This is a genomic window from Bradyrhizobium sp. AUGA SZCCT0158, assembly GCF_018130065.1.
In the GTDB taxonomy this organism is placed as follows: Bacteria; Pseudomonadota; Alphaproteobacteria; order Rhizobiales; family Xanthobacteraceae; genus Bradyrhizobium.
Genome location: NZ_JAFCME010000019.1, coordinates 16,732 through 34,824 on the forward strand (window position 1 = coordinate 16,732; position 18,093 = coordinate 34,824).

General features: G+C 63.4%; 18 protein-coding genes. 4 read left to right on the forward strand and 14 right to left on the reverse strand.

The window, feature by feature from the left end; genetic code table 11:
• From JQ574_RS24795 to JQ574_RS24830, 8 genes are all read right to left on the reverse strand, one after another.
• Complete coding sequence (locus JQ574_RS24795; RefSeq protein ID WP_312014725.1) at positions 1-882, reverse strand: shikimate dehydrogenase; 882 nt, start codon at positions 880-882, stop codon at positions 1-3.
• A 122-nt stretch (positions 883-1,004) separates the two neighbouring features.
• Positions 1,005-1,943: a LysR family transcriptional regulator gene (locus JQ574_RS24800; RefSeq protein WP_212207144.1), complete on the reverse strand. Its 939-nt coding sequence runs from the start codon at positions 1,941-1,943 to the stop codon at positions 1,005-1,007.
• Positions 1,944-2,030: 87 nt separating this feature from the next.
• A complete protein-coding gene (locus JQ574_RS24805) occupies positions 2,031-2,840 on the reverse strand; it encodes a sugar phosphate isomerase/epimerase (RefSeq protein WP_212207143.1) in 810 nt (269 codons plus the stop codon).
• Complete coding sequence (locus JQ574_RS24810) at positions 2,840-3,493, reverse strand: DUF4286 family protein (protein ID WP_212207142.1); 654 nt, start codon at positions 3,491-3,493, stop codon at positions 2,840-2,842. The genes JQ574_RS24805 and JQ574_RS24810 overlap by 1 nt, the downstream gene beginning before the upstream one ends.
• Before the next feature lie 2 nt (positions 3,494-3,495).
• A complete protein-coding gene (gene aroQ / locus JQ574_RS24815; RefSeq protein WP_212207141.1) occupies positions 3,496-3,981 on the reverse strand; it encodes a type II 3-dehydroquinate dehydratase in 486 nt (161 codons plus the stop codon).
• Between the two features lie 32 nt (positions 3,982-4,013).
• On the reverse strand, positions 4,014-5,294 hold the full coding sequence (locus JQ574_RS24820; protein WP_212207140.1) for a TRAP transporter large permease subunit: 1,281 nt from the start codon (positions 5,292-5,294) through the stop codon (positions 4,014-4,016).
• 22 nt (positions 5,295-5,316) lie between these two features.
• On the reverse strand, positions 5,317-5,823 hold the full coding sequence (locus tag JQ574_RS24825; protein WP_212207139.1) for a TRAP transporter small permease: 507 nt from the start codon (positions 5,821-5,823) through the stop codon (positions 5,317-5,319).
• Positions 5,824-5,896: 73 nt separating this feature from the next.
• Complete coding sequence (locus tag JQ574_RS24830; RefSeq protein WP_212207138.1) at positions 5,897-6,913, reverse strand: TRAP transporter substrate-binding protein; 1,017 nt, start codon at positions 6,911-6,913, stop codon at positions 5,897-5,899.
• Between the two features lie 247 nt (positions 6,914-7,160).
• On the opposite strand from JQ574_RS24830, the gene JQ574_RS24835 reads away from it, so the two are divergent.
• Complete coding sequence (locus JQ574_RS24835) at positions 7,161-7,817, forward strand: GntR family transcriptional regulator (protein ID WP_249119574.1); 657 nt, start codon at positions 7,161-7,163, stop codon at positions 7,815-7,817.
• Positions 7,818-7,836: 19 nt separating this feature from the next.
• Positions 7,837-9,564 carry an FAD-dependent oxidoreductase gene (locus JQ574_RS24840; RefSeq protein ID WP_312014724.1) on the forward strand — a complete coding sequence of 576 codons (1,728 nt, stop codon included), beginning with the start codon at positions 7,837-7,839 and terminating at the stop codon, positions 9,562-9,564.
• On the opposite strand, the gene JQ574_RS24845 is transcribed toward JQ574_RS24840, so the two are convergent.
• From JQ574_RS24845 to pcaF, 4 genes are all read right to left on the reverse strand, one after another.
• Entirely contained in the window at positions 9,557-10,450 is an 894-nt protein-coding gene (locus JQ574_RS24845) for a dioxygenase (RefSeq protein ID WP_212207137.1), read from the reverse strand. The genes JQ574_RS24840 and JQ574_RS24845 overlap by 8 nt on opposite strands.
• Positions 10,451-10,464: 14 nt before the next feature.
• A complete protein-coding gene (gene pcaG / locus JQ574_RS24850) occupies positions 10,465-11,076 on the reverse strand; it encodes a protocatechuate 3,4-dioxygenase subunit alpha (RefSeq protein ID WP_212207136.1) in 612 nt (203 codons plus the stop codon).
• Positions 11,077-11,778 carry a protocatechuate 3,4-dioxygenase subunit beta gene (gene pcaH / locus JQ574_RS24855; protein WP_212207135.1) on the reverse strand — a complete coding sequence of 234 codons (702 nt, stop codon included), beginning with the start codon at positions 11,776-11,778 and terminating at the stop codon, positions 11,077-11,079. It abuts the gene before it with no gap.
• A gap of 99 nt (positions 11,779-11,877) precedes the next feature.
• Entirely contained in the window at positions 11,878-13,086 is a 1,209-nt protein-coding gene (gene pcaF, locus JQ574_RS24860) for a 3-oxoadipyl-CoA thiolase (protein WP_212035862.1), read from the reverse strand.
• 253 nt (positions 13,087-13,339) lie between these two features.
• Here pcaF and mutS point away from each other — a divergent pair, with 253 nt between their 5' ends.
• Both mutS and JQ574_RS24870 read left to right on the forward strand, forming a co-directional pair.
• Complete coding sequence (mutS, locus tag JQ574_RS24865) at positions 13,340-16,081, forward strand: DNA mismatch repair protein MutS (protein ID WP_212207134.1); 2,742 nt, start codon at positions 13,340-13,342, stop codon at positions 16,079-16,081.
• Between the two features lie 14 nt (positions 16,082-16,095).
• Positions 16,096-16,371, forward strand: a complete 276-nt coding sequence (locus JQ574_RS24870) for a hypothetical protein (protein WP_212207133.1) — start codon at positions 16,096-16,098, stop codon at positions 16,369-16,371.
• Here the strand turns inward: JQ574_RS24870 and JQ574_RS24875 are convergent.
• Both JQ574_RS24875 and JQ574_RS24880 read right to left on the reverse strand, forming a co-directional pair.
• Positions 16,368-17,084 (reverse strand): hypothetical protein, encoded by a 717-nt coding sequence (locus JQ574_RS24875; protein ID WP_212207132.1) that lies wholly within the window; start codon positions 17,082-17,084, stop codon positions 16,368-16,370. The genes JQ574_RS24870 and JQ574_RS24875 overlap by 4 nt on opposite strands.
• Positions 17,085-17,141: 57 nt before the next feature.
• On the reverse strand, positions 17,142-17,957 hold the full coding sequence (locus tag JQ574_RS24880; RefSeq protein WP_212207131.1) for a hypothetical protein: 816 nt from the start codon (positions 17,955-17,957) through the stop codon (positions 17,142-17,144).
• Positions 17,958-18,093: the final 136 nt, after the last annotated feature.

Below are 18,093 nucleotides of genomic sequence, written 5' to 3' on the forward strand. Positions count from 1 at the left end.
CTACGCGTCCGATGTCGCAGAGTAGCGTCTTGCCATCACGGCGTCGAATGCATTCCCCATTTCGACGATCGACGGCTTCATTCCCGTAAATAACTCGAAGGCGTCCGCGGCCTGGTGGATCGCAAGATCGCGCCCTGTCATGATTTCAGCGCCCCTGGCTTTGGCCGCGGTCAGCAGCGGCGTCCAGAGCGGCGAATAGACCGCGTCGGCCACCCAGATGTCGCGACGCAGTAGCGCCTCCGGCACCGGCGTGCCGCGATCCGGCAGCATGCCGATCGGCGTTCCGTTGACCACGCCGACGGCACCGCGCAGCGCGTCTTCCACGGTTTGCGCAATCCGCACCGGCTGGCGGCCGTGCAGCTGCGCCGCAATCTGTTCGGTCTTGGCGTGGTCGGTATCGAAGATGCTGAGTTCGGCGACACCGAGCGCGGCGAGCGCGTTGGCGATCGCCTTGCCGACGCCGCCGGCGCCGATCAGGGCAACGGGGCCATGACCGGACGCCTTCACCAGATTGCCGATCGCCCGTTCAAAACCCGTGGCGTCGGTATTGTACCCGACCAGCCGGCTCTCGCGAACGACCACCGTATTGACCGCGCCGATCTCGCGCGCGGCCGGCGACAAATCATCGAGCAGCGGAATCACGGCTTCCTTATAGGGAAACGTCACGTTGACCCCGGCGAAGCCAATGCGCTTGATGCTGTCGAGCAGCGTGCGCAGCTCAGCCGAGCCCTGGCCCGCAACCTCGATCAGTTGATAATGACAGCGGATGCCCAAAGCAGCGGCCGCCTCTTCGTGCATCGCCGGCGACGCCGAATGCGCAATCGGAGCGCCGATCAGGCCGGTGAGAAACTTTTGACTGATCGAGGGCGGGCGTTTGGACACGTCGCTATGGTCTCGCAGTATCAACATGGGATCGCGCGGCTTAAAGCACCAAAACCGGGCAAACGATATCGCGTTTGCCAGATAACACAATTACCCATTTATTACACAAACATAACTTGATGTTATTTTTTGCGGCCGCGCGATGCCGCCACCGCCGGACTTTTCCGGCTCGGCTCCAGCGCCCGCATTTCCGACCGCAGGCATTCGATGAAATGCTCGACATGCAGCGAAAGCGAGGCGCCTCGTTTCACCGCGATATAGGTGTCGAACCTCGTGGGCTCCACGATCCGAAGCATTTCGACGCCGGGATAGCCGCCATGCGCCACGGTGAACTGATCGATGACGGCAATCCCGAGCCCCGCCTTGACCAGCGCGCAGACCGTGGTGCCGAACCGCGCCCGGATCGTGATGTCGTAGGACAATTTATTGCGCGCGAAGATCTCGGCCATGATGCGCCCATAGGGATCGTTGGGGTCGATGCCGATCAGGGGGTAGCGGATGATCTCCGCGGCGGTGACCTGTTTTCGTCCCGCGAGTTCATGCCCCTGCGGCACGATGCAGAACAATTCACCTGACGCCAGCGGCATGAAATCGAGGCCCGGATGGTCGAGCCGATAGCTCATGGCGACGCAATCGCCCTTGCCGAGCAACAGATAGTCGATCGCCTCCTCGATCTTGAGGATGTTGATGTCGATATGCAGATCGGGGTAGCGCCGCCGGATGCGCTCGATCGCGCGCGGCACCATGATCTGGGAAATGCTCGGCACCGAGCCGATGCGCAATTCCGACAGCGTGCCGCGCCCGATCTTTGAGATGATTTCGGTGAGGTCGTCGACCTTCTTGTAGACGCCGTTGATCTGCTCGAAAATATTATGCGCTTCGGAGGTCGGAAAGTAGCGCCCGTTCTGGCGCTGGAAGAATCGGATGCCGAGCGAGCGCTCGGTATATTTCACCAGCCGGCTGATGCCCGGCGCCGACACGTTGAGCAGTTTTGCCGCCCCGCCGATCGTGCCGGTGATCATCACGGCCCTGATAACCTCGACCTGGCGCAGCGTCATCATGTGCAGCAACTTTCGAAGGTGAACCTGAGAGATACTCCCATGTTCGATCGGCGCAAATGATCTTATTAACGTCTTCTCAGGGCGTTCTCAGAGTCTGGCCGCCGCGATCACGGCCCTGGCCGCATCAAGCGCGCGCTGGGCGCGGTCCTTATGGCCCATGGTTTTGGCAAGCTCGACCGTCGGGACTTCGAGGCTGACGGTGATATCCGCCGGCATGGCGCGCGCCAGCGACACGAGGTCGATGCCGCCCTCGCCGGGAAACATCCGCTCATGGCGGGCGGCATGGATCAGCGCTTCGTTCGTGGCGGGCCGCTCGGCCGGGCCGTCGCATAGCTGCCAATAGTGCATCCGGTGGTCGGGCACGCGCGCAAGTTCGGCGGTTGAACTCCTCGACCGGTCGAAGTGCAGCGCATCGACCAGGATGCCGGCATTGGCCTGCCGCATCGGCGCGACAATGCGGTTGGCCGTGGCGAGATCCGGGACGCAGGTCCAGGGCATGAATTCGAGATCGGCTGTCAGCCCATATGGGGCGGCGGCCTCGCAGAATGCCGCAAAGCTGTCGCTGAAGCGGCCGAGATCAGGATCGTAACCTGCGACCAGGATGTGCCTGGCGCCGAGCCGCGCGCCGGTCTCGAAGAACGCGGAAAAGCCGGCAAGATCGGTCTCGGGCCGGAGCGCGACCACTTCGAGGTCGGCAACCCTGATGCCGGTCGCGTCCAGCCGGGCCAGCGTTTCGTTGAGGCTCGCTTTGTCATCCAGCGGATAGGCGATGCCGCCGGGCATCGCGGGCAGCAGGCGAATCCCGACGGCGTCATAGCCGCAGCTAGCTGCAATGTCGATCAGCGCCGGCGGCGCCAGATCGAGCACGGTCAGCGCGGCGAGCGAGAACGAGGGCATTATTCAAAATCAGCGATACGGGCGTCGAGTGCGAACATGCCTTGATAGACCTCCGGCTCGCCGGCGCCGCCAAGATCCGGCGCCATTTCAGTTGCTCGACGCAATGCGCCGCGAAGCGCCGCCTCGTCAAGCGCCTCGATGATCAGGAGGCCGGCAAAGATCCCCTCGTCTTTCCGCATACCCTTCTCTACCGTCGGCACCGAGGTGCGCGCCAGATCGGTCACCCCGATCTGCACCGCGGCAATGCCGTCGAGTGCGACGAGCGCATCGGCGAATGCTTGCGGTTTCTCCGGCAGGCGCTCGATGCGCAGCGCAACAATGGTCGATCCCTCGCCGCGACCCGCGCGGGCCGTCATGACACCGCCGCCGCGAATGAAATTGCCAAGCCGGGGCATGGTGCGCTGCGACCACAGCGTTGGGGAATTGAGCCGCGCCAGATAAGCGGGCCCGTCGAGCACTTCGGGGGCTTCCAGTTCGTAGAGAATGAAGAACCTGGCGGTGTCAGTTCGAGCGGCGCGGAACACGCGAACGCCCAAAAAGCCCTTGGTGGTCACCCGCTCGGTGGTGTGCTCGCGCGTCAACCAGTGCCGATAGTCGGTCAGATGATTGGGCTCGACGTCGCTCCAGATCGCCAGAAAGCCTGCGCCGCGCATTATTATCTCCCCTTTAAGCCGTGCAGCGAGGCCGGAACCGCGTCCGGCAGCCTCCCCAACTTCTGCACAGCGGCGAGCATCGCCGCGATATAGCCGTATGGGCCGAGGCCGCAGATCACGGCGGTGGACGCGCTCGACGTGATCGAATGCCGGTGCAGCTCGTCCCGCGCATGAATATTTGAAATGTGGACCTCGATCTTCGGGCCTTCGAATATTTTCAGCGCGTCGATCAGCGCGATCGAGGTGAACGAATAGGCCGCCGGGTTCATGATGATCGCATCATAATTACCGTGCGCCGACTGGATCCAGTTAACCAGCTCGCCTTCGAGATTGGACTGGTGGAACGTGACCGTGACGCCCAAATATTTCGCCACTTCCTCACAACTTGTCTCGATCTCCTTGAGCGTGGTCGGGCCGTAGATGTGAGGCTCCCGAATTCCGAGGAAATTCAGATTGGGTCCGTTCAAAATCATGATCTTGATGGCCATCGAGGCTCCCCTTTTCGCTTGCTATGCCGCTTCTAGCCGGCAAGCCACTTGGCCGGGACCGTCACCAATGCCGGGAACAGCACCAGCAGAAACAGCACGATAAGCTGGGCGATCATAAACGGCCAGACGCCCTTGATGATATCTTCCATGCTGATCCTGGAGACCCCGCAAACCACGTTCAGCACGATACCGACCGGCGGGGTAATGAGGCCAATGGAATTGTTGATGATGAACATCACGCCGAAGTAGACGGGGTCGATACCGGCCGCCTTGACGATCGGCATCAGGATCGGCGTCAGAATCAAGATCGTCGGCGTCATGTCGAGCGCGGTGCCGACGATGACAACGACGACCATGATCGCGAACATCAAAAGCGTCTTGTTGCCCATGAATGGTCTTAGCAGATCGACGACCTGCGCGGAGATTTCGGAGACCGTAATGAGCCAGGACGACACCAGCGCCGCAGCCACGAGAAACATCACGACGCTCGTCGTCAATGCCGAGGTAACGAACACCGCATAAAGCTGCGACCATTTCAGTTCGCGGTAGACGCAGGTGGCAACGAACAGCGAATAGACCGCGACGACCACCCCGGCCTCCGTCGGCGTGAAGATGCCGAAGCGCAATCCGACGATAATGATCGCCGGCAACATCAGCGCCCAGAAGCCGTCGATCACGGCCTGGGCAACTTCCTTGAATGACGCCCGCGGCGGCGGCACCAGATTTTCCTTGCGGCCCACCCACCACCAGGCAACGCACAATCCGGCGCCCAGCATCATCCCCGGAAAGATACCGGCCAAAAACAGTTTGGAAATCGAGACGCCGGCGGCGACGCCGAAAATAACAAAACCGATGCTCGGCGGAATGACGGGGCCGATGACGCCGCCCGCGGCCACAAGCCCGGCGGCGTAGATCTTCCTGTGTCCCGCCACCACCATCATCGGCACCAAGAGGGCTGCGAGCGCCGCGGCATCGGCCGCGGCGGATCCCGACAGCGATGAGAGAATGCAGGCCGCGAGGATCGTCACATAACCGAGCCCGCCGCGGAAATGCCCGACCGCAACGAGGGCGACATTGACAATGCGCTTGGCGAGCCCTCCTTTATTCATGATTTCGCCGGCCAGCATGAAGAAGGGAATCGCCATCAGCGGAAAACTGTCGGCGCCATTGATGATGTTCTGCGCCACGATCTGCGAATCGAACATGTTGATCGTGCTCATCAGCGCGATACCGCAGATGATCAGGGCGAATGCGATCGGCATGCCTAGCGCCATGGCGCCGAGCAACGAGAAGGTAAAGACCGCGATGGTCATGTGCGGCGTCCCCGCGGTGCCATCAGATTTCCTCTTCCTTGACGGCGACCAGGTCGGTTTCGCCGGCCTGGCCGGAGACGACCTTGAACAGGTCGTAGAGCAGCATGATGCCTGCCGAGACGCCGAAGACGACGCCGACGAAGTAGAAGATGCCGAGCGACAGGCCCGTGGCCGGCGCGCGGTCGTCGATGTTGATGATGGTCTGGCGCCAGCTTCCCGCCAGCAGCAGCCAGTCGGCATACAGCATCAGGCAATAATTGATGATGAAGCAGATCCGCTTTCCGGCGGGCGACAACTTCCGCACCAGCGTATCGACGCCGAGATGCGCATGCTCGCGGACGGCGACGATGGCGCCGAGGAAAGTGAGCCACACCAACAGCCAGCGCGACAGTTCTTCCGAAACCGTGATGCCGGAATTAAAGCCATAGCGCAGCACCACATTGCCGAACACCAGCACCACCATGACCGCAAGGCACAGCGCGATAACGCCCTTGAGCAGCGCGCAATAGAGATCGAGGATGCGTTCCATCGGCGCCGCGTGGAGCTGGAGTTCGTGCAGGGCCGATGGATACCGGCCCTGCCTCGCTGATGTCAGCGGCGCGTCACTTGACCTCTTTGCGGACCCGGTCGAGCTCCGCGTTGAACAGCTTGACCGTATCCGGCTTCAGCGCCGCCGAGATCTTGTCGACCACGGGCTGAGCCGCCTTGCGCATGCGCTCCAGCTCTTCCGGCGCCACGGCGTTGTAGGTCATTCCCTTGGCTTGCAGCTCGGAGAGCGCCTTTTCGGTCCGCAGCCGCGTCTGCTCCTTCTGGTAGGCGCGGCTTTCGTTGTAAGCCTCTTGCATCATCTTCTGCTCGGCCGGCGACAGCTTGTCCCAGAAGATCTTGCTGACGATGATGATGTTCTCGGTGAAGGTGTGGTTGGTGGCCGAGACGAATTTCTGAACCTCAAAGAACTTGTTGGACAGGATCACCGTGTAGGGATTTTCCTGGCCGTCGACCGTGCGCGTTTCCAGCGCCGTGTAGAGTTCACCGAACGCCATCGGAATCGGATTGGCCTTGAAGGCGCTGAAGGACTCCAGATAGACCGGATTTGGAATGACGCGCAGCTTGAGCCCGGAGAAATCCTCCAGCTTGACGATCGGATGCTTGCTGTTGGTGACGTTGCGAAAGCCGAGCCCCCAATAGCCGAGCCCGACCAGTCCGCGCTGCGGCAGCGCGTCGATCATCGCCTTGCCGAATGCGCCCTGGACCAGCGCATCGGCCTGATCGGTGGTGGTGACGATGAAGGGGAAATCGAGCAGGCCGAATTCCGGAATGACCGTTGCGAGCGAGGTGGTGGACGCCGACAGCATCTCCTGTGTGCCGCCGCGCAGCGCCGATTGCTGTTGCAGCTCGTTGCCGAGCTGGGATGACGCGAACTCGCGGACCTTGAGCTTGCCGCCGCTCTTGGCGAGCAGGATTTCCGCGAATTTTTGTACGCCGAAGCTGACGGGATGATCGGTGTTGTTGAGGTGTCCCCAGCGGATGGTCCGCTCCTGGACCTCCTGCGCGGATGCGGTGCCGGCCAAAAGTGCCCCGCCCAACACGGCCGCGGACAGAACTGCAAACAGCTTCATCTCATCCTCCCCTGATGACCCGGTGCCCAGTCGCGGCTTGTTGCCGCGATTTTTGGTGTCTGGGCCGGTCTTTTTGGTGGAAACCATATAACGAAATCGTTGTCAAATGATAATCATAGAAATATATGATATAATATAATTCATCATGTGATCGTAGTTTGCAGCAAGGGCCACCATTCGCGGCTATGCTCGGCGGCGAGTCGCCTCAGCCTTTGCAGGCCCAAAAGCGGGATAGACATTGACGATCATGGAGCAGCAACAGACCCCGATGTCGGCCGGCGACAGCGGCTATCACCGCATTCGCTCCGACATCATTTTCGGCGTGCTCAACCCGTCGGGACGGCTCAAGCTTGACTCGATGAAGGAGGATTACGGCCTCAGCGTTTCGACGCTGCGCGAGATCCTCAACCGGCTGGCATCGGAAGGCTTTGTCGTTGCCGAAGGCCAGCGCGGGTTCGAGGTCGCTCCCGTCTCGATCCAGAATTTGCGCGAGCTGGCGCAGCTGCGAATCCTGCTCGAGCATCACGCGATGACCGAATCCTTCCGGGCCGGCGACATGGAATGGGAAGGCCGCGTCGTGTCGGCGCATCACAAGCTGGCGGCCACCGAGCGCGCGATTCTTACCGCCGGCGACGATCCGGAGCTGCGCAAGCGCTACGACGGCGAATTCCACCAGGCCTTGATATCGAGCTGCGGCTCGCGCGAACTGATGCAGACTCACTCGGTCGTGTTCGACAAATATTTCCGCTACGCCCTGCAATACCGCGGCAGCGCCACGATCGCGCAGCATCAGGCCTTGCTGGATTGCGCGCTGAAGCGTGACATCGAGGGTGCAAAGTCGATCCTGACCGAGCATATCAACAGCTGCGTGGCGCACGCGCTGGCGATCGGGACGCTGAAATGAAACGTTCGGTCGAGTTGTCGTGACCGGGCGCCAATCCGATAATCGCAGGTGGGATGCCGAGACCGATCTGCTGGTGATCGGCGCCGGCGCGGCGGGCATGACGGCGGCGCTGGTCGGCACGCTCGAAGGGCTCAAGGTTATCATCTGCGAAAAGTCCGACATGGTCGGCGGCACCACCGCGACCTCGGCCGGAACGGTGTGGATTCCCGGCAGTCGGCAGAGCGAGGCGGCCTGCGTGCCCGACAGCATCGAGGCCGCGAGAACGTACCTTGCGGCCATATTGGGCGATGACGCCAACGATGCGCGGCTCGCCGCCTTTCTCGCAACCGGCCCAGCGATGCTCGACTATCTCCAGCAAAGAACCAGCGTGGTCTTCATGCCGCCGCCGGTGCATCCGGACTATCACGCGCAGCCCGGCGCCGCGCGTGGAGGCCGGGCGCTGGGTGCCGTACCGTTCGACGGACGAAAACTTGGCGAGGATTTCGCGCGGGTGCGGCCGCCGCGCCGTGAATTCATGGTGCTCGGCGGCATGATGGTCGGCAAGACCGACATTCCGCCGTTGCTGCATCCGTTTCATTCCCTGGCAAATTTTTCGAACGCGGCTCGCCTGCTGGCGCGGCAGGCGCTGGACCGGATCAAGCATCCGCGCGGCACGCGCCTGATCATGGGCAACGCGCTGGTGGCGCGGCTACTCTACAGTCTGAAGCACCACGTCGTCGAGATTCGTTACCAGACCCAGCTCAGCGAATTGATCGAGGACGACGGCAGAATCATCGGCGCGGTGTTCACCACAAACGATAGAGAGATCAACATTCGCGCGCGACGCGGCGTCGTGCTGGCGACCGGCGGCATTGGCTGGAGCAGCGAACTGCGCAACCGGCTATTTCCGAACGACACCCGGCGCTATTCGATGGCGCCGGACAGCAACACCGGCGACGGCATTCTTGCCGGCGAACGCGCGCATGGCGAGATTGCGCAAGACATCAGGAGCCCGGCGCTGTGGATGCCGAGTTCGGTGATGCCGCAAGAGGACGGCCACCTTTCGGTATTCCCGCACATCATGCTCGATCGCGCCAAGCCCGGGCTGATCGCGGTCAACAGGTCGGGCGCGCGCTTCGTCAACGAAGCCAATTCGTACCATGACTTCGTCGAGGGGATGCTGCGGTCGCACCGCACAGTGCCCAGCATCCCGGCATTCCTGATCTGCGACCGTGGTTTTATTCGCGACTATGGTCTCGGCCTGATCCATCCGGGAACGCGCGACCTCTCCCGCTTCATCAAGTCGGGCTATCTGTTCCAGGGCGACAGCATGGCAAAACTGGCGAAGGCAATCGGCGTTGATGGCGCCGCGTTGGCCGGCACCATCGAGCGACACAATCGATTCGCCGAAACCGGCGTCGACGAAGATTTCGGCAAAGGGACGAGCGAACTCAACCGCTTCAACGGCGATGCCGCGAACAAGCCGAACCCGTGCCTGCGCAGGATCGGCCCCGGTCCGTATTTCGCCGTGGCAGTCTGGCCTTCCGACCTCGCCAGCAGTGCGGGTCTGCGTACCGACGCCAACGGCCGCGTGCTGACATCCGCCGGACAGCCGATTCCCGGCCTCTATGCCGCCGGCGCCGACGCCGCCTCGATTTTCCGCGGCACCTATCCCGGGCCCGGGACCATGATCGGCCCTGCCATGGTGTTTGCGTGGCGCGCGGCGATGGACATCTCAGGCAAGTCGAACGAGCTGGGTGCTACTTGATCGGCGGCCGCGGCAGCACGGCCTCGCCGGCTTCCATCCGGTAGACATAGTCGAGCGAATACCAGGGCGAGCCGACCTCGGTTGCGGTCGGATGCGCCTCGTCATGCCGCACGAACTCGCCGATCAGCGCCTTGGTGACGCCGAACTGCACGTCGCTGTCGATATGCGGATCGGCGGGATCATAGACCTGGGAAATCAAAACCTTAAATCCCGGCTTGAAGATCAGCGCATGCAGATGCGCCGGCCGGTAGGGATGCCGGTCCTGCGCCTTCAAGAGCCGCCCGACCACACCATTGGTCGGAATGGGATAGCCGACCATCATCACTGAACGAAACGCGAAGCGTCCGTCGGCATCGGTCGTGAACTTGCCGCGCAGATTCATCTCGGCCTGAGCAGGGTCCTGGTTCTCGTACAGACCAACCGGCGAGGCGTGCCAGATATCGACCTCGGCGCCCGCAATCGGATGACCGGCGTGATCGACGACGCGCGCGGTGACGAACAGCGCCGCGCCCGGCGTGTCTGACCGGACGATCGAGCCGCCGTTTTCAACGCGCGGAGAATTCAGCCGCCAGAACGGCCCGAGCAATGATTGCGCCGTCTCGGTATTGCCCTGATCGCCATTGTTCAGAAGGCATACCAGCGAGGAAACGCCGAGCGAACCAGCGATCAGCACGACTTCATTGTGGGTATCGGTCGATTGCTTGCCCAATTCGACGAGGATGGCGGCGGCTTCGCGGAATTCAGGTTCGGTCAGCCTGACGTCACGGACAAAACCGTGCAGATGCTTGACCAGCGACAGCATGATCTCGCGCAGCCGCGGGTCGGAGGTCCGCTCCATCACGGTAGACGCTGCAACCGTGACATCCTGCTCGCGCCCGATGATCATGGATGATCCCGCACCTAGACGTCGAAGAACACGGTCTCGTTGTCGCCCTGCATGTTGATGTCGAGGCTATAGACCGCGTTACCATTGCAGTGCGCCTGCTGGGCGATCAGCGTGGCGCGACGGTCGACCGGCACCAGCGCCAGCACGGGATCGGTGGCATTGCCGGCCTCGCCGCTGAAATAAATCCGCGTATAGAGATGCAGCAGCAGGCCGCGCGCGAACACCGCGAGCACGAGATGCGGCGCCTGCGGCTTGCCGTCGGGATCATGCACAATACCCGGCTTGATGGTGTCGAAGGCATAGCGGCCATCGGCATCGGTCCCGCAGCGGCCAAACCCCTTGAAGGATGAGTTGGGCAGCGCGCGCTTGTCCTGCGGATCGGAGAAGCGGCCTTGCGCATCGGCCTGCCAGATCTCCAACATGCAATCCACCATCGGCTGGCCGTCGCCATCGAACACCCGGCCCTCGACGCGGACGCGCTCGCCCGACGTATCCGCCGTCACGAGATTGTTGGAGAAGGCGTCGTTCCAGTCATACTTGCCGTTCGATGTCAGGCCATAGGCGAAATACGGGCCGACGGTCTGTGACGGGGTAACGCCTTCCGGCTTGCTCTGGGCCTTCGACACTTACTTGGTCTCCATCGGCGTGGCGTTGCGCCCGCGCAGCACAATGTTGAAGCGATAGCACAGCGCCCAATCCGGCCTGGTATTTTCGAGGTCGAAATCGGACACCATCCGGTTGCGCGCCTTCTCGTCGGTCACCGAATTGAAGATCGGATCGAACGGGAATAGCGGATCGCCGGGAAAATACATCTGCGTCACCAGCCGCGAGACGAAGGAGTGCCCGAACACCGAGAAGTGGATATGGGCCGGACGCCAGGCGTTGTGATGGTTGCCCCAGGGATAGGCGCCGGGCTTGATGGTGACGAAGCGGTAATAGCCCGCGCTGTCCGACTGCGTGCGGCCCGCGCCGGTGAAATTCGGATCGAGCGGCGCGGGGTGCTGGTCGACGACATGGACATAGCGGCCGCAGGCATTGGCCTGCCACAGCTCGACCAGCGTGTTGGGCACGCCGCGGCCGTCTTCATCGAGCACGTAGCCGTGCACGATGATGCGTTCGCCGAGCGGCTCGCCCTTGCCCTGGAGCGTGAGGTCGTTGTCGTTTTCGCGCACCGTCTCGTGGCCATAGACCGGCCCGGTCAGTTCCGAAAGCGTATGCCGCATCGGGATCAGCGGCTTGGTGGGCGAACGCTTCACCGTGCTCTTGTAACCGGGCGACAGCCGCGGCGGATGCGCCGTCAAGCTTTGCAGCGGATAGGATAATGTCATGACTTCCTCCCTGGCATCGCGATCGCAGGCGCCGCCGGATCATTATATGACATAACTAATTTGGGGAAGGGCCGTTTTTGACCCTCCCAAACCATTGTCTTAGTTTAGCTTTTCGATCGCCATCGCGACGCCCTGACCGACGCCGACGCACATAGTTGCCAAGGCAAGCTTGCCGCCGCGCTTCTCCATGCCGTGCACCGCCGTCATCGCGAGCCGCGCGCCGCTCATGCCAAGGGGGTGGCCGAGCGCGATCGCACCTCCATGCGGGTTGACGAAATCGGCATCGTCCTTGACGCCGAGTTGCCTGAGAACGGCGATGCCCTGCGAGGCGAAGGCTTCGTTGAGCTCGATCAGATCGAAATCGCTGATCTTGATGCCGAGCCGCTCCATCAGCTTCCTGGTCGCCGGCACCGGACCGATGCCCATGATGCGCGGCGGCACCGCGGCCGAAGCCAACCCAAGGATGCGCGCCCGCGGCGTCAGGCCGTGCTTTTTCACGGCAGCTTCCGAAGCCAGGATCATCGCGGCCGCGCCGTCATTGACGCCGGACGCATTGCCCGCCGTCACCGTGCCGGGATTGCGCACGATCGGCTTCAGTTTGGTCAAACCTTCGAGCGTGGTTTCGGGACGCGGATGCTCGTCCTTGTCGACCGTGATCGGGCCGGCCTTGCCGCCGGGCACCGAAACCGGGGTGATCTCTTCGGCGAAATAGCCGGCAGCGATCGCAGCGCCCGCGCGCTGCTGCGAACGAATTGCCATCGCGTCCTGATCGGCGCGCGATACCTGGAATTCCTCGGCGACGTTCTCGCCGGTCTCCGGCATCGCGTCGACGCCGTATTGCGCCTTCATCAAGGGATTGATGAAGCGCCAGCCGATCGTGGTGTCGAAAATATCAGCGGAACGCGAAAACGCTTCCGGCGCCTTGCCCATCACGAACGGCGCCCGCGTCATCGATTCGACGCCGCCGGCGATGGCGAAATCAATCTCGCCTGCGCGGATCGCGCGGCCACCGGCACCGACCGCATCGAGGCCCGAGGCACAGAGACGGTTGAGCGTCTGGCCAGGAACCGAGTCGGGCATGCCCGCCAAAAGAAGCGCCATGCGCGCGACGTTGCGGTTGTCCTCACCGGCCTGGTTGGCGCAGCCGAAAAACACCTCATCGACCGCTTTCCAGTCGAGATTGGGATGCTTTGCCATCAAGGCCTTGATCGGGGCCGCGGCCAGATCGTCGGCGCGCACCTTGGCGAGCGAACCGCCAAAACGGCCGATCGGGGTCCGTACGGCATCGCAAATGAACACATCACGCATTGAATCTCTCCCTGAACGCTGCGTTTGGGCCGTTGACCCCACTGAATTGATGGCGAGTTTTAGGAGCGACGTAGCGGGAGGTCAATTGAGGGCTGTCGCCACCGGCGGTGCTTTCGCGGGATGGCCGTCATGTTCCCAGGGCTCAGCTAGGGGTTAGGAAGTAAAATAAGCGGCGACCGGGCGTGGAAAACCGGTACGACGGGGAGCAAACCAATAGGACCGACGGACAAAATTTTGTAGTTTGCGCCCCGCAATGACGATCCAGCAAAACATCCCCGCACCCCCGCCCCCCGAGGCAACTCCGGCCGCCGACGCGACAGCGCGCGTCACGCCGATGATGGAACAGTACCTTGAAATAAAGGCCGGCCATCCCGGGTTGCTGCTGTTCTACCGGATGGGCGATTTCTATGAGCTGTTCTTCGAGGACGCCGAGATCGCCTCCAGGACGCTCGGCATCGTGCTGACAAAACGCGGCAAGCATCAGGGCATGGATATCCCGATGTGCGGTGTGCCGGTGGAGCGCTCCGAGGATTATCTGCATCGACTGATCAATGCCGGCCACAGGGTCGCGGTATGCGAGCAGACCGAGAATCCCGCAGCCGCACGCGCGCGCGGCAACAAGAGCGTGGTGAGCCGCGGCGTGGTGCGGCTTGTCACGCCGGGCACGCTGACCGAAGACACCCTGCTCGACGCAAAGACCAACAATTACCTGCTGGCGATCGCACGGGCGCGGGGATCAGCCGGCGGCGACCGCATTGGCCTTGCCTGGATCGATATCTCCACCTCCGAATTCATGGTCACGGAATGCTCGACCGCCGAGCTTTCGGCGACCTTGGCGCGGATCAATCCGAATGAAGTCATCGTCACCGATGCACTGTATGGCGATGCTGATCTGGGGCAGCTGCTGCGCGAACTGCCGGCGGTGACGCCGCTGACCCGCGACGTGTTCGACGGCGCCACCGCGGAACGGCGACTGTGCGATTATTTCGCGGTCGCCACCATGGACGGCCTGTCCGCGATGTCGCGGCTGGAAGCGACCGCGGCGGCCGCCGCCGTCACCTATATCGATCGAACACAAGTCGGAAAGCGCCCGCCGCTGTCGCCGCCGTCGCGCGAGGCCGCCGGCACCACGATGGCGATCGACCTGGCGACCCGCGCCAATCTTGAATTGACGCGCACGCTGGCGGGCGAGCGGCGCGGCTCGCTGCTCGATGCGATCGACTGCACCGTCACCGCAGCCGGATCGCGGCTGCTCGCACAACGTCTTGCGGCCCCGCTCACCGACAGCGCCGCGATTGCGCGGCGGCTGGACGCCATCGCCACTTTCGTCGCCGACAGTTTTGCGCGTGATGATATCCGCACCACCTTGCGCGCCGCACCCGACATGTCGCGCGCGCTGGCGCGGCTGTCAGTCGGTCGCGGCGGCCCGCGCGATCTTGCAGGCCTCCGTGATGGCATCCTCGCCGCCGATCAGGCGCTGGCGCGGCTGGCGCAACTGGATGCACCGCCAGTTGAGATCGCGGCCGTGATGGAGGCGCTGCGCCGTCCGTCGCGCGATCTTGCGCGCGAATTCGAACGGGCGCTGGCCGAACAACTGCCGCTGATCAAGCGCGACGGCGGTTTTGTTCGCGAAGGCTATGAGCCCGCACTCGACGAGAGCCGAAACCTGCGCGACGCCTCGCGCCTCGTGGTCGCCGCGATGCAGGCCCGCTATGCCGACGACACCGGCATCAAGGGCCTCAAGATCCGGCACAACAATGTGCTGGGCTATTTCGTCGAGGTGACGGCGCAGCACGGCGACAAGCTGATGACCGCGCCTTTGAACGCGACGTTCATCCATCGCCAGACGCTGGCCGGTCAGGTTCGCTTCACGACGTCGGAGCTCGGCGAGATCGAAGCCAAGATCGCCAATGCCGGCGACCGCGCGCTCAATCTCGAACTGGAAATCTTCGAGCGGCTGTCGGTCATCGCACTTGCGGCCAGCGACGATCTGCGCGCCGCGGCGCATGCCTTTGCGCTGCTCGATGTCGCAACCGCGCTGGCCAAACTTGCGGTCGACGACAATTACGTGCGGCCCGAAGTCGACGGCTCGCTCGGTTTCGCCGTCGAGGGCGGCCGCCATCCCGTGGTCGAAGCCGCGCTGAAGCGCGATGGCCAGCCGTTCATCGCCAATGCCTGCGACCTCTCGCCGGGACCGGCGCAGGTCTCGGGCCAGATCTGGCTGATCACCGGCCCGAACATGGCGGGTAAATCGACCTTCCTGCGCCAGAACGCGCTGATCGCGCTGCTGGCGCAGATCGGCAGCTACGTGCCGGCCTCGCGGGCGCGGATCGGCGTCGTCGACCGGTTGTTCAGCCGCGTCGGCGCTGCCGACGACCTCGCACGCGGGCGTTCGACCTTCATGGTGGAAATGGTCGAGACCGCCGTGATTTTGAATCAGGCCAGCGAACGCTCGCTCGTCATCCTCGACGAGATCGGCCGCGGCACCGCGACCTTCGACGGCCTGTCGATCGCCTGGGCCGCGATCGAACATCTGCATGAGAGCAACCGCTGCCGCGCGCTGTTCGCGACGCATTATCACGAGCTGACCGCGCTCTCGGCCAAACTGCCGCGGATGTTCAACGCCACGGTGCGCGTCAAGGAATGGCAGGGCGACGTCGTGTTCCTGCACGAGGTGCTGCCCGGCTCGGCCGACCGCTCCTACGGCATCCAGGTCGCAAAGCTCGCCGGCCTGCCGCCGGCCGTGATCGCGCGCGCCAAATCGGTGCTGGCAAAACTCGAGGCCCAGGACCGCGGCCAGACCGCGCGGGCGCTCGCCGACGACCTGCCGCTGTTCGCGGTGCCGTCGCGCGCCGCCGCCGAGCCGGCACCGCCGAGCGAGGCCGAGCAATTGCTCGAAGCGGTGAAGGCGCTGCATCCGGATGAGATGTCGCCGCGCGAGGCGCTGGATGCACTCTATCGGCTCACGACGCTGGCGAAAGAACGCAAGGCTTGAGGCGCACCGCGAAAGTGTTCGCATGGATTGCGCTGGTGTACGGCGCGCCGCCCATGCTGTTGCTGATCTCCGCGCTGTTTGATGGCGGCTGGCGGATATTCGTGTTTCTCGGATTGATCGCGCTGCCGCTGTTGCCGCTGATCCTGATGCAGGATGCGCGCGGCTGGCGGACGCCGTCGCCCGGCGTGCCGCTGGCGGTGGCCGTGGTCTCGCTGGTGGCGACAACGCTGCTGTATTTGCGCCTGTTCGGCGTCATTCAATGGAGCCTGCCTTGGGACGTGGCGGGCTAGCGTCCCACGTCGGCGAACGGCTGGATCAACTTCAGCTTGGCGGCGAGGCGGATGCTGCGCTTGCCGGCCAATGCGGTTGCCTCCATTTCGGCACCGTTGGCGTCGCAGCGGCCTGAGAAACCGATGCCGACTTCATAACCGCCGAACAGCGGATGCTCGGCCTTCGCCGGAGTGTGTTCCTGATTGACGAACTCGCCCTTCCAGCTGCCGTTCGCCGAACTATAGGCCCCGAGGTAATAGAAAAACGCGTCGCCGCCGAGAATGCGGCCGTCATGCAGCAGCATCACGCCGGTATGCCCGCCGGCCAGGCCGTCCAGCATCCGGATGTCGATCGAGTAGAGTCCGCTGATGATGCCGCCGTCGCCGACCATACCGGGCGGCGGAACGTCGTCATTGCCGAGCGGCGTCATGAGCGCGCGAAACACCGAGCCGGCGTCCTCCACCACTTCACCCGCGAAGCGATAGGCCTGGCCCTCTGCCCTGCCGCGTATACTGAGCGTGACCTGGTCGGAACTGACCAGCGATCTAGGGCGGGGCGACGGGCTATGGCGCCGGGTCCTGAGCCTGGCGACGATTTCGCCGTTCACGATCTGGTAGCTGCCGAAATGGGCGAATGCCGTATTGCCGCCAAGCATCGTTCCGGCATTGGCGTACAGCACGCTGCGGCCGGAGCCCTCGTTGATGTCGTACTCGACCTTGTACAATCCCTCCACGACACCGCCTCAATTCTGCTCTGCCCAGCAACCTAGCGGGTCTGCCGGTGGCGGTAACTAGCGATCTTCCGAACTAATAGGGGCCGTCACCTTCCTTCGCCCCTTCCACCACAGCGCCAGGTTCCACGAGACGCAGGTCGCGAGCCCGAGGCTTAGGCCGATCACCGAGCCGAACTGCAGCGCGGCGACGTGCAGGACGGCAATCGCAAGGCCCAATCCGATCAGGCCCCAGGCGCTGTTGGCGAGCACGGCCGCGGTCGGCGGGCCGCCGATGCGCGGATGCAGGATCAGCATCATGGAGGTGAACACGATCGGAAACAGCGCCATGATGCCGCTGATTTTCGGACCGACCCAGCCTGACGTCGTGACCACGGTCGCGACCAGTGTCGCAACCAGCGAGGCGCGCAGGGGAATGTCGTACCAGCGCCGCACGACCGGCGGCATCTTGACGTGACGGTAACGCGCGAGCAGCGGCACGCAGATCGCAAAGGCGATCGCATTGACGATCAGCCCGCCCGCCAGCGTCCAGTGTACCGCGCGAATGATCGAGGCGAGTGCGATCCACACCGCGACCGCGGCAAGGCAACTGACGACCGCGCTGCGGCGCTGCGCCAGCACGACATAGGTCAGCCCCAGAAAAATCGTCGCGGCGTTGATCGGCAGGCTCGCCAGTGCGCCTTCGGCGATGAAGGCCGCGTCATGATCGAGCGCGAGGAACACGTAAGACGGCCCCGCCGAAATTGGCAATGTCGCAATCAGCGCGCCGATCACCGGGCCCGACTTCTCGGTGACGATGGACGCCGTCACCACGAACGCCGCGGTAATCACCATGCGCAGGACGAGCGTCAGCAGGAAGATGGATTCGGGGGACATTTAAAGCCGTCGTCCCGGCGAAGGCCGGGACCCATAGCCACAATTATTCGTGTGGCGCGAAAGGCGTCGAACATCGGTTGTTGCAACGAGGGGCCGCGGCGTATGGGTCCCGGCTCAAGGCCGGGACGACACCATA